The following is a 12,713-nucleotide window of genomic DNA, read 5'->3' as shown; positions in this document are numbered from 1 at the left end:
GCCGGAATGCCGGCCAAAGCTGCAGAAGCCGCCGTACGCCCCGCCCTGCATGCGCACACGCTCCCACAACCAGGTCGTGCGCAGGAAATTTGAAATCACCGCAATCGAGCCGTGATACTCGTAGCCGAGACGATAGAGATTCGCGGCTTTGCCGACATAATTCACCTGCGCCGGAATTGTCAAACCTTCAAAACCATTGCTGTATTGCGGCGACCATTGCGCAGTCCCGCCCGTGCGGGATTGCGGCAAACTATCGAGAAAGGCGGCGAGTTTCGGCCCGAATTGCTTCCAATTATTTTCATCCAGCGTGACATTGCAAATCATGCCGCGGCGATTGACGAGGATGGCGCGAATCTCCTCCAGCGCGGCCAACACTTTCGGCCAGTCGGAGTCAACGTCCTTTGCCAACTGGCGCAGAAAGAACAAATAACTCACCCCGCCCATCTGCTCATTCGCCCAGCCCGCTTCATTGAAACACGCTTGCATGCGCGCACTGACTACACTGTGTCCGCTCGGCACCATGCCCGCTTCCTGGCTGGCTTTTTCATCCAACACCATTTGCCGGAAACGTTCTTGATTATCCAAACGTACGGTGAGCAACACCTCGCGCAAAATCGCGAGCAGATCATCGACTTGCGGCATCAAAGCTTTGCCGCGCAAAAAGAGCCACGAAATGCTGCTCTCGTCGCCTTGATTGTGGCGCATCGAAGTCAAACTGGTGGAACGAATGCCGCCGGTTTTGCCGCCAATGCGCTGCATCAACTTGACAAAATCCTCTTTTTCCGTGCCCATTTCCAACAAGCTGCGGCTGAACAGCGAAAGATAAGGCAGCAGAGCTTGCGGCAGGCGATGCAGATCGAAACCGACTTCGAGATAGGCAATGCCGTTGGTAAACAAGTCATGATATAAAACCGGCGTGCCCGCCTGTTCTAAAACAGCGAGCGGAATCGTGCGAATCTTTTTATCGACATCTGCGAGTTGCAGAAACGGCAGCTTCGCCAGTTCTTCCGGTGAATCCGGCGTTTCCTGGCGTTGCTTGAGTTCTTCCGCCTCGGCGATTATTTTTTGCAGCTCGGCTTGCGACAGGCGCGCGCGCGCGGCGGCCAAACGTTCTTTCTCCGCTGCTTCTTCTTGCGCGGCCAGTCCCGGTTGCGGCATGAGAATCACCGTCGTGCGATGCGAATTCTGCAGCAAATGGCGCTGCACCAATTCTTCAAAATAACGTTTGTTGCTTGCCAATTGCGTTTTGATCGTTTCCAGATTTTTCTCGAAGGCCAGCGGGGCGAGCGGGTCGCCGTCATACAGCCACGAGGTCAACGCGCTCAACATCACGATCAGGCCGCGCGGGTAGGAACCGGTGTTTTTCTCGCGCAAGCTGAATTCGATGGTGTTGAGCGAAGCCGCGATGGTATCGGGATCGATGCCCTCGCTCGCCAGCGTTTGCAGGGTTTGCAGAATCAACGCTTCAACTTTGTCTGCGTCAGCAACGGCAATGCCCTTCAAGCCGGTGGAGAAATACATTTCGCGCAAATCAGATTCAAGTCCGGCGCCCGCCACATCTTCACCCAGGCCGGAGTCGATCAATGCTTTGTATAAAGGCGCCGCCGGCGTGCCGACGAGAATGTGCGCAAGAACGCTCAACGCCAGCGTGGTTTGCGCATCCTTCGTTTCGGTGAGCAGCCAGTTCACCGTCACCATGCCTTTTTTGGCAAGATCAGCTTCCTCGCCGGGGTCGTATTGGTGGGTGAAGCGCTTGGGCGAATCGAAGCGCGTTTGCAGCGGAATGGCGGAATTCGCTGGCTTGTGATCGAAATCTCTTAAATAGGTATCAAGCAGGCGCAGCCGTTCTTCTACGGGGTCATCGCCGTAGAAAAAAATGCGCGCATTGGAGGGATGATAAAAATTTTCATGAAAGGCTTTGAATTGTTCGTAGGTCAATTCGGGAATGTGGCGCGGATCGCCGCCGGAATCGACGCCGTAGGTGTGTCCGGGAAACAGCGACTGCTGCGTGTATTCGCCCAGCAAACGCTCGGGCGAGGAGTAATTGCCCTTCATTTCATTGAACACCACGCCTTTGTAACTCAACGCGCCATTTTCCGCCTCATAATGCCAGCCCTCCTGTTGCAACGTTTGCGGCGGAATAAGCGGATAAAAAACTGCGTCGAGATAAACTTCGATGAGATTGTAAAAATCTTTCAGATTCTGGCTCGCCACCGGGTAGCAAGTTTTGTCGGGAAACGTGAAGGCATTGAGAAACGTGTTGAGCGAACCTTTGATCAACTCGACGAACGGCTCTTTCACGCGGTATTTACGCGAGCCGCAGAGCACGGCATGTTCCATGATATGCGCGATGCCGGTGGAATCTTGCGGCGGCGTGCGAAAGGTGACGCCGAAAACCTTGTTCTCGTCGTCGTTTTCGAGTGAGAGCAATTCCGCGCCGGTTTTCACATGGCGGAAGAGCCGCGCGTTGGTATTCAATTCGGGAATTTCCTGTTCTCGCAACAGCGTAAAGCCGTGGTGGGTTGTCATGCCATCCTCAAAAGATTATAAATTACGTGATGCAGTTTGGTCAAAAGATGTTCATTGCGAAACTTCATGCCTCAAGAGCTGTCGCCCAAACGGTTTTAAGCTCTGGGCGGACACTAATCTAACAAGTTTCCGAGAAAATACAAGTCATTCACAGGATTCGGAAATTTATGCTGAGAATTTCTTGAGATCGAGAAACCGTGGCGCGTCCGGACTTATATCCGACAAAAGTATCCGATTTAAATCATTGTTATTTCGTTAGGACTCACATTCTTCCCAAGCTGGGTTTTAGGCATGCGATTTGTTCAAGCACAAATTATAACTTTTGCCAAAACTCTTTGGAGAATAAACATGTCTGCCGTTTCGCCGGTTACGACGATTCACTCGAAGCCGCCCCGCGTTACTGCATCCAAAAAAATCCCGCCTGAGCTGCGGCGGCAGCGTTACGCTCCCGCCCAGCTCACACCCTTCTGGCGCTGGCAGTGGCGGCTCAAAAATGATTCACAATTTTTGCGTGTGCATGTACAGATCGCGTTTGCCGCGTTGACCATTTGGATCGGCGTGGAGTTCATTCTGTTCGTGCGCTGGCTGGAAAGCGGCGGCATGGGCGCCGCGCCGCAGCGCCCGCCGGGCGTCGAAGGCTTCCTGCCGTTGAGCGCACTCATTTCGCTCAAACACTGGTGGCTCACCGGCAGCGTCAATCTGATTCATCCGGCCGCGCTGTTTATTTTTTTGGCGATTTTGGCGCTGGGTGTTTTGTTGAAAAAATCATTTTGCGGCTGGCTTTGTCCGGTGGGGTTTTTATCGGAATTGCATTGGAAATTCGGGCGCTGGCTGTTTGGAAAAAATCTGCGCGTACCGAAATTCCTGGATTGGCCGCTGCGGATGATCAAGTATCTGCTGCTTTACTTTTTTCTCTATGCCATCCTGGCGAAGATGGGCCGGCACGCGTTAAACGCATTCATTAACAGCGCGTATAATCAAGTCGCCGACATCAAAATGCTTTACTTTTTCGAACGCATCGACAGCACGGGTTTGTGGATTATCGGCGTTATTGCGCTGCTGTCGCTGCCGATCAAGAATTTTTGGTGCCGCTATCTTTGCCCCTATGGCGCGCTGCTCGGCCTCGGCAGCTTGTTCAGCCCGGTGAAGATCACGCGCAATGTCGACAACTGCATTGATTGCGAGCTTTGCACCAAAGCATGCCCCTCGAATGTCCAGGTGCATCGCGTTAAGCGTGTGCATTCGGATGAGTGCATGGCATGCCTGGCATGCGCGCAGGTTTGTCCGGTGAAAGAGACATTGGATTTGAAAACGCGCGTGCCCGCACGCATCGTTCCCGCGCCGGTGTTCGCGGCTTTGATCGCCGGCGTGTTCGTGGCCATCACCGGCGCGGCAATGCTGGCAGGCTTATGGCACAATTCCATTTCCAACGAGGATTACCTGCGCCATATGCCTCGCATCGAGGCCTATGGACATCCGGGAAGGTAAAAAACGCGTAGTCAAAACTCAGCCGGAGCTTCCCGCTGTTTGCCCCGCTGGCTGAGCTTGTCGAAGCCAGCTACGTGCTGAGCATCCCGCTGGCTGAGCTTGTCGAAGCCAGCTACGTGCTGAGCATCCCGCTGGCTGAGCCTGTCGAAGCCAGCTACTTGTGTTGCTTATCGCTGGCTGAGCTTGTCGAAGCCAGCGAGCCTGGCCAAATTCTCAACAAATGGTGGACGAATCACGCCGGCCTCAGTAATAATTGCCGCAATCAATTCATGCGGCGTGACATCGAATGCGGGATTGTAGACACGACAGTCTGGCGGTGCGGTGCGCCGGCCAAATCCCTGCGTCACTTCTTCTGCCCCGCGTTCTTCGATGGGAATCTCCGCGCCGGTGAGTTTGCTAAAATCAATGGTCGAAATCGGCGCAGCGACATAAAACGGAATGCCATGCCGGTGTGCGTTTACCGCCAGCGAATAGGTGCCGATTTTGTTCGCAGTGTCGCCATTGCGCGTAATGCGATCAGCGCCCACAATGCAAAAATCAATCTTCTGGCGCTGCATCACAAAGGCAGCGGCGTTGTCGCAAATCAACGTGCAAGGAATGCCCTCGTGGCGCAATTCCCACATGTTCAAACGCGCGCCTTGCAGCAGCGGCCGCGTTTCGTCAACAAACACATGCAGTTTTTTCCCCTGGGCATGGGCGGTAAATAACACACCCAAGCCCGTGCCGAAATCAGCCGTGGCCAGCGCGCCGGTGTTGCAATGCGTGATCACATTGGCGTTCGCCGGCACGAGTTCGGCGCCGTTCCGGCCCATCGCCCGGCAGACGACGCGGTCGCGCTCATAAATATCGAATGCTTCTGCCAACAGCGAATCTTTAATCTCCGCCACCGTGGCATCACGCTGCTTCATTGCCACGGCGTGCATGCGATCCAATGCCCACCCCAAATTAACCGCGGTCGGCCGCGTGCCGCGCAAATAGCGAATCGCGCGATCCAGCTCCAAAAACAGCGCATCTTTGCTGTCTTCTGATTTGAGGTTCCGTATGCTCAACAAAACGCCGAATGCGCCGGCAACGCCGAGCGCCGGCGCGCCTCGCACGCGCAGGCTTTTGATCGCTTCACCAAGATCATCCACCTCCTCGAGATCCAGGTGAACCAATTCTTCCGGCAAGCGGGTTTGATCGATCAAACGGACTTTGTGATGGCGCCATTCGATGGTGGTAACGGGCATGAGTCGTCCCTTCGGTCAAAATGTGAGTGAAACCGCGTGCAATACGATTTGTCGGCAGACGTAAGGCTTGCATTCCCCCAAAGCAGCATTTTTCAGAAAGAAAAAGAAATTCGATTCAAAGTCAACCCTCTTGAAAAATTTTTTGGCGCTTGCCCGGCCTTGACGGTTTGCGGCCCGAACGTTCCGCTTGACTTTTAAAGCATGGTTTCATAATATCGCGCGTGAAACGTTATTGCTTCTCCTCAAATACTGATGCGCCGGCCGCCTGCAGATGTTCATTCCGCTTGCATTGCCAATATCCGTTTCGTGTCAATGCTGAAACATTGTTGAATCACCGGCAAAAGACTACGCGATTTCCGGCTGCTGCCTGTAGAAGTATAGGCCGTCTCACAAGCGAATCCTAAATTTAGATTTTAGCATACCATGAATATTTACGGGCAATCCTATCGTTTTGGAATCGGTTCGGCCTGGACGCCGGCGGTCAAGGGATTGATTATCGCCAATATTGTCTGCTTTGTGCTGCAGAATATCGCCGAATTGGTGTTCAAGATCGATTTCCTGCAAGCGTGGTTTGCCCTGTGTTCTTTGCCCCACCCGGAATTGCCGGCGCAGTTGACGCTGCGGCAGGATTTTGCCGTGTGGCAGTTGTTCACGTATATGTTTCTGCACGGCGACATCTGGCATATTTTGTTCAATATGCTGGTGTTGTGGATGTTCGGCTGCGAGCTTGAACGGTTTTGGGGCACCACGGAATTTCTGCGCTATTACTTTATTTGCGGCGTGGGCGCTGGCCTGGTTCATCTGATGCTCAATTTCAACTCGCCCATTCCGGTGTTGGGCGCCTCCGGCGCAATCTTTGGCGTGTTAGCCGCGTTCGGCCTGACGTTCCCGGATTTGATTATCACGTTTCTGTTGTTTTTTATTTTGCCGGTGCAAATCAAGGCAAAATACCTCGTCATGATCGTGGCGGCCATCGCGCTGTACATGGGCGTGCAGGGCGCAGAAGACGGGGTCGCGCACTTTGCTCATTTGGGCGGCATGGTTGTCGGCTTTCTTTATCTTAAAATAGATTGGCCGTGGAAAGCGCGGGGGCCGCGCAATTTCGACCATTACTCCTACACTGCTCCCGGCGGGCGGTCAACGCCATTTTTTGGCAAAATTTCGGATTGGTTCAAGCAGCGTGCACAATCCCGGCGCCGTATGCAAGTGGTGCGCCGCCGCCAGCATGAGATGCACCTGCGTGAAAAAGTGGATGCGATTTTGGATAAGATTAATGAAGTTGGATTTGACAATCTTACCTCAGAAGAAAAACAGATTCTCAAACGTGCCAGCCAAACCCTCAACCAGGAAAACATCCGCTCAGAAGATTTTGGCCCAAACTGACCCTCCCGTCAGCTTTCGCGTGGTTGCCATGGGAAAATCCACCCGCGTCATCATTCTTCCGTTCATTCTGCTCTTACTTTTTATTGTGCCGGCCGTTTTGCACGCGCAGTTGGCCGGCGCTCCATTGGGCATTGTCAAGCTGCCGGAAACCGGCGAGGTCGAATTCGTCGCGCTCGGAGAATTGACGGATTTGCTGGGTTTGCGCACGTTTTACAGCGAAAAAGCGCGCAAGGTCATCGTCTACGTCGGCAATGCTGAAGTCAAAGTCACGGCGATGAATCCGTTCGTGCAAGTTGACGACCGTACGCTGCAACTGCCGATTGAAACCAGTTATGGCAATGACGATATCCTCGTGCCGTGGCGTTATTTTATCACAATCATTCGCCCGCTTTATCCCGGCGCCTGGCCTGAAAGCCTGGGCGGCGGCGAGCCGTCAGCCGTAAAGGCAGACCCTATCCCCAACATCACCGAGATCGCAGTCGAACAGAAAGCCAACGGCACGCTCATTCGTATTGAAGCGACACAACCGTTTGTGCGCAAGCACATCAATACCCGCTTCACGCGCGACTGGATGTATCTCGATTTCGTTGGCGGCATCGTTGCGCCCGGCGCCGTCCGCGCAATCGGCGCGAATAGCTGGGTACAAAAAATCTCCCCCGTGCAAACCGGTGAGGTGGCCCAACTTTCAGTGCAATTGCGCGAGGAAATCGACCCGAGCCTGGTGAGTATCAGCGGGCAGGGCAATCAAATATTGGTGTCGCTGCGCACGCAGGAAGTCGTGCCTACCGACGTGTTGCGCAACCTGGAAACGGTGCGCCAGAAATGGCGCATAGACACCATCGTGCTGGATCCCGGCCACGGCGGCCGCGATCCGGGCGCCATTGCCGGCGACGGCACGCGCGAGAAGGACATCACCCTGCAAGTGGCAAAACGGCTGCGCAAGATGATCGAAGAAAAACTCGGCTTGCAAGTGGTGATGACGCGTGAGAGTGACACGTATGTCAGCCTTGATGATCGTACCTCGAAAGCGAACATGACGCAAGGCAAGCTGTTTATCAGTTTGCATTGCAACGCCAATCGTAGCCGGCGCGTCAACGGCACCACCACTTATTTTCTCGGCCCGGCGAAAACCGATGAAGCGTTGGAAGTGGCATTGTTGGAGAACTCCGTGGTGAAGTATGATACCGATGCCCCGCTCGACGCGCAGCGCGAGGAGGATTTCATTCTCACGGCGATGGCGCAAAATGCCTTCAATCATGAAAGCGAAGATTTTGCCGCCATTATTCAGGAGGAAATGCGCGCGGCTGTGGGCCTGCCTGATCGCGGCGTGCATCAAGCCGGATTTCGCGTGCTCGTCGGCGCTTCCATGCCCAACGTGTTGGTGGAAATGGCTTTCATCTCTAATCTCAAAGAAGCGCGCCTGCTGCGCGATTCCAGCGTGCAGGAGAAAATGGCCCGGGCCATCATGAACAGCATCAAACGCTTCAAAGAGAAGTACGAGGTGGGTTCCTAACCAAAATTTTCTTGCAACAATTCCGAAAACTCTTATATTGCCCTCCGAAAATCAAGCCGCAACAATTGTTGGCGGCTTTGTTTATTTGTAACTATTCCGCTTTTCCCCGCCGGGTTCGCTCAAAAAAATCAAAAACTTGCACCGCTTTTGATCGCACCAAACAAGGCGCGCCCTGGCGGCCAACCGAATTGTTGCGTTGATTTCTATATGGAAATTTCTGAAGACCTGCTGCGCCGCATTGTGCGCGAAACCCTCCACGAGTTGGGGCCAGACGCTGATCCGGCGTTGCTGCGCAAAGTCGTCCTGGAAGTAATTCGCAAACTGCAGCGTGAGCAGCAATCATCGCAACCCATTCAACCTTGATTTAGGGCTTCTTTGCCGGGCACCCCGCCGGCCGTACCACAACCTCATGAGGAGAACTGCATGGAAAGCGCGACTCAATTCAAGTATGTTGAAGCTGCCCCAATCAAAGCGAGCGATGACGATCCCTTTGAATCGATGATGGCCCGTTTCAAAGTGGCGGCAGAAATTTTGAATCTCGACCCGGGTGTCTACGAGTACTTACGCACGCCGCTGCGGCAAATCATCGTGTCTGTGCCGATTCAAATGGATGACGGCAAAATCGAAGTTTTCGAAGGCTATCGCGTCATTCACAACGAAGTGCGCGGGCCTTCCAAGGGCGGCATTCGTTACACGCCGGATTTGAATCTTTCCGAAGTGAAAGCGCTTGCAGCGTGGATGACGTGGAAATGCGCCGTGGCCAATATCCCCTTCGGCGGGGCCAAAGGCGGGGTGAAATGCGATCCCAAAAATCTGACGAAAGTCGAGCTGGAGAAGATCACGCGGCGTTATACCGCGAGTTTGCTGGAAATTTTCGGCCCGGAGCGCGATGTGCCGGCGCCCGATGTCAACACCAACGAGCAGGTCATGGGGTGGATCATGGACACTTATTCCATGCACATGCGCCACACCACCACGGCCGTGGTCACCGGCAAGCCGATTTTTCTCGGCGGCTCGCAGGGCCGCGTTGAGGCCACCGGCAAGGGCGTCGTCATCACGACGCACGCGATGATGGAGAAAATGAACATGGCGCCGCAAGACACGCGCGTCGCCATTCAGGGTTTCGGCAATGTCGGCTCTGTTGCAGCCAAGGAATTCGTCGAAATCGGTTGCAAGGTCGTTGCCATCAGCGATGTCACCGGAGCTTATTACAACGCAAAAGGCCTGGATATCGAAGCGGCGATCAATCATCGCAACGCCAACAAGGGCCTGCTCGAAGGCTTCAAAGGCGGCGACGTGATTTCAAATGCCGAGTTGCTCGAATTGGAATGCGACGTACTCGCGCCCTGCGCGTTGGAAGATCAAATCAACAGCCGCAACGCCGATCGCATCAAAGCCCGCATCATAGCGGAAGGCGCCAACGGCCCGACCAGCGCGAAGGCCGATCCCATTCTCGCCAATCGTGATATCGTCGTCATTCCCGACATTTTGTGCAACGCCGGCGGCGTGACGGTGAGCTATTTCGAATGGGTGCAGGATCGCATGGGGTATTTCTGGACGAAAGAAGATGTGTTCAGCCGCTTGACGCGCATGCTGAACGAGGCGCTGCACGACGTTACTGTTACCGCCGACAAGTACAAAGTCAACATGCGCATTGCCGCATACGTGCTTGCCATTGATCGCGTCGCCAAAACATTGGCATTGCGAGGAATTTACGGATGAGATTTGCTTTCTCATCGGCAAGTTTCAAAATCATGCCCGGGCCTCTCTCAATGCCCGGGCTTTTTTGTGCGAAATCGGATTGTTTTTTGATTTCAAGGCATGAGGAATTTCATTTGCAGCATGAATCAAAATACAAATAGTGCTGACATAACCATATCGGTGAGAAGCTGGCATCAAAAAGTGCAATAAATTCCCTTGCATTGCGCCGCGATTTTCCAGACATTTCCAGCGACAAAATTTTTAATGTATCTGGAACGACAAGCGAGGCATAGGCGGTGCCCACCTCCTCACTTCCGATGTTCGCGCCAAGAAAATGTCACGATTGCATGATTTGAGTGTTACACTCACCGCCGCCCTGTGTTTGATATATCACATACGATTCGGCGCCTCAGCTCAGGCACAGGTGCCGGTTCCCACCGTCGCCCCTCCTGACTCCGCCGCCATCACCGTCGCCGTTTTGGATTTCAAAAACAACAGCGGTCAGTTCAACCTCGATGTGTTGGAAAAGAACGTGCCGGAAATGCTCAAAACTGAGCTTTCGCGCGCGGGCTCCGGCATCTGGGTGGTAGAACGCCAAAAATTGGAAATGGTTTTGCAGGAACAAGCCCTGGCGCAAACCGGCCTCATCGATCAGAAAACCGCGCAGGAAGTTGGGCAACTGGCAGGCGCGCAGTATTTGTTGAACGGCGAAATCAGCCTGTCCGGTTCACGTTTGCGCATTGATTGCCACATTCTTAAAGTCGAAAACGGAAAGGTACGCGGCGAAAAAGTTGTGGGCGACCGCAACGCGAGCGAAGACATGGTGCGCATGCTGGCTTCGAATATTCTCTACAATTTGACCGGCGAAGGGCAATACCGCCAAAGTCTGCGTTTGAAAAATTATCCCACCACCTGGCTTGCGTTGGCCACCGCACTGACGGCCGCTGCCGCGGGCGTCACCCACGCAATTCACCACCAGGCCTACGATAATTATCAATCAGCAAATCGTTTGGAAGATATCGATAAATATTACAGCCGCGCCGGCGATTTTCGCAAAGTCCGCAACGTCACTGCGATTGTTTCGGGCGCATTGGCGCTCACAAGCTTGCAGCTTTGGCTCAAGAATCAATCCGAACAAAACCGCATACTTGCTGCGGCGCCGGAAAAATCCTGGCGAACACAAGGCCTGATTCTTTTTGCAGATGATGCCACGATACGTTTGGGCGTTATGCTGCACTTTTAAAAAACGATGAGAACCATCATTCAAAACTCGCGATTTTGGCTCTGGAGCGGCCTCCTTTTCCTCTGTGCCTGCGGAGAGCTGGAGCGCAACAATCCTCTGGATCCCAAGAATCCGCGCAGCGAGCGGCCGCGTGTGATTTTCGTTGAAGCGTTTGTGAATGACGCGACGCCCTTCAGTCCGTTTGCGTTGCGGGCGCTGGACAGTTTGTCGCTGGCGTTGGCCTCGGATCAAATCATTATTGTTGAACATCATCTTCCCAGCGCGAATTATAACGATAGCTACGCGTTGCAGGAAAGCGCGGACCGGTATAACAATCTGGCCGCGGCTGATCCGGGCGTTCCTGATGTGTTTTTCAACGGCACGCTGGCTCGTTTGCAAGGCGCTTCCAGCGCGCATACTGCCGCGCAACGTTACCGCGCAGCGCTGCAAAATGAGTCCGGCAAGATTGCGTATTTCACCCTTGAAGCAAAAAAATCCATTGCAGAAACCGGCATTGAAATCAACGCCACGATTGCGCGCCTGGGAGACAGCCCGGCCTCGCAATTTGCGGTTACTGCTGTGGTTTGGGAAGATTTAGGTCTAGCGGGACATCGCCACGTGGTTCGCAAAGTTTTCTCTCCCGAGGCTGTGAATGGCTTGGCTGCCGGTGATACCAGAACAGTACGATTCGCGACAAATCTCACCGGCGTGCAAAACGCCAATCGCGTGCAAGCAGCCGTGCTCATCGAACGCAACCTCACTTCAGGACGTGAAGTGTTGCAAGCGGCGTTAGCAGAATGAAGCATATGAAGACAAGAATCCGTTTCTTGCTCAAAATTAGCGCACTGCTGGCAATGGCGCTCAGCGCTTCCTTCGGTTGCGAGGAGCTGGGCAAGCTCATCGAAACGAATGAACCGCCGGTCGTCGATCAGGTGGTGGCGTTGCGTTCTTCGCTTTTTCCGGCAGACACCACGACGATAAAAGTGGAAGCGCATGATCCGGAGGGCGGCGCGCTTTCTTTTGCGTGGAGCGCGGCCGGCGGCACGCTTTCCTCCACCACCGGAAGCCACGTGCGTTGGACTGCCCCTGCGGTGGCGGGCGATTATAAAATTTCCGTAAAAGTGCGGGATGATAAAAATGACGAAGCGGAAGGCGCGGTCACGCTGCCAGTGATTGCCGTTGAGCAACCCACGGTTGAGATTATTCAACCCAAGCAGAACGCCTTCATTCCCGGCATCGGCGTTATTGTAATCGAAGCGCTGGCGAGCCATCCCAACGGCATCGAGCGTGTTGAGTTTCGCGCCGGAGGCAATCTCCTGGGAATCGACAATTCCCCGCCCTATCAACAACCCTGGCGGGTGGAAGGCCTTTCCGGCCCGGCAACGATTGTCATCAGCGCCTATCGCGCCCTCACCCCCGGCGCGCCAGGCGTTGATTCCGTGCGCGTGAGTGTTGAGGGCGTGACGCGGTTGTGAGTCAGTAGAACACCACCGCCCGGGCGTCTTTCCAATAACTACGTCTTACGCTTTATACCTTATTGGGTGCAATCCCCCAAAGTTGGTGCAGTAAATATGTCACCCTTACAGGGTTATCCCCTGTTACTTTTGGCTATCTTTCTATAACCATGACATCCCTTCGGGATTCTCGG

Annotated in this window: 10 protein-coding genes; 8 read left to right on the top strand and 2 right to left on the bottom strand. The window is 54.1% G+C overall.

The genetic code is table 11. The features are described 5' to 3' along the window. Positions 1-2,529: peptidase M16 (locus FBQ85_16890; GenBank protein ID MDL1876823.1), on the bottom strand; the 2,529-nt coding region annotated here is incomplete at its 3' end. Positions 2,530-2,820: 291 nt separating this feature from the next. On the opposite strand from FBQ85_16890, the gene FBQ85_16885 reads away from it, so the two are divergent. Then, on the top strand, positions 2,821-4,017 hold the full coding sequence (locus tag FBQ85_16885) for a 4Fe-4S binding protein (protein ID MDL1876822.1): 1,197 nt from the start codon (positions 2,821-2,823) through the stop codon (positions 4,015-4,017). Positions 4,018-4,184: 167 nt separating this feature from the next. Here the strand turns inward: FBQ85_16885 and mtnA are convergent, their stop codons facing one another. After that, complete coding sequence (gene mtnA / locus FBQ85_16880) at positions 4,185-5,246, bottom strand: S-methyl-5-thioribose-1-phosphate isomerase (GenBank protein ID MDL1876821.1); 1,062 nt, start codon at positions 5,244-5,246, stop codon at positions 4,185-4,187. A gap of 423 nt (positions 5,247-5,669) precedes the next feature. Here mtnA and FBQ85_16875 point away from each other — a divergent pair, with 423 nt between their 5' ends. From FBQ85_16875 to FBQ85_16845, 7 genes are all read left to right on the top strand, one after another. Continuing rightward, on the top strand, positions 5,670-6,629 hold the full coding sequence (locus tag FBQ85_16875) for a rhomboid family intramembrane serine protease (GenBank protein ID MDL1876820.1): 960 nt from the start codon (positions 5,670-5,672) through the stop codon (positions 6,627-6,629). After that, positions 6,472-8,142 carry a hypothetical protein gene (locus tag FBQ85_16870; protein MDL1876819.1) on the top strand — a complete coding sequence of 557 codons (1,671 nt, stop codon included), beginning with the start codon at positions 6,472-6,474 and terminating at the stop codon, positions 8,140-8,142. The genes FBQ85_16875 and FBQ85_16870 overlap by 158 nt, the downstream gene beginning before the upstream one ends. 207 nt (positions 8,143-8,349) lie before the next feature. Continuing rightward, positions 8,350-8,505: an amino acid synthesis family protein gene (locus FBQ85_16865; GenBank protein MDL1876818.1), complete on the top strand. Its 156-nt coding sequence runs from the start codon at positions 8,350-8,352 to the stop codon at positions 8,503-8,505. Between the two features lie 60 nt (positions 8,506-8,565). Beyond that, entirely contained in the window at positions 8,566-9,864 is a 1,299-nt protein-coding gene (locus tag FBQ85_16860) for a Glu/Leu/Phe/Val dehydrogenase (GenBank protein ID MDL1876817.1), read from the top strand. Positions 9,865-10,177: 313 nt separating this feature from the next. After that, positions 10,178-11,086, top strand: coding sequence for a hypothetical protein (locus FBQ85_16855; protein MDL1876816.1), 909 nt, complete (start codon positions 10,178-10,180; stop codon positions 11,084-11,086). 6 nt (positions 11,087-11,092) lie between these two features. After that, positions 11,093-11,866 carry a hypothetical protein gene (locus tag FBQ85_16850; GenBank protein ID MDL1876815.1) on the top strand — a complete coding sequence of 258 codons (774 nt, stop codon included), beginning with the start codon at positions 11,093-11,095 and terminating at the stop codon, positions 11,864-11,866. A 5-nt stretch (positions 11,867-11,871) separates the two neighbouring features. Further along, on the top strand, positions 11,872-12,540 hold the full coding sequence (locus FBQ85_16845) for a hypothetical protein (protein MDL1876814.1): 669 nt from the start codon (positions 11,872-11,874) through the stop codon (positions 12,538-12,540). Positions 12,541-12,713: the final 173 nt, after the last annotated feature.

Source organism: Cytophagia bacterium CHB2 (genome assembly GCA_030263535.1).
Taxonomy (GTDB): Bacteria; Zhuqueibacterota; Zhuqueibacteria; order Zhuqueibacterales; family Zhuqueibacteraceae; genus Coneutiohabitans.
Note: the sequence above shows the minus strand (reverse complement) of the source record. Positions and strands in the feature narration are given on the sequence as shown.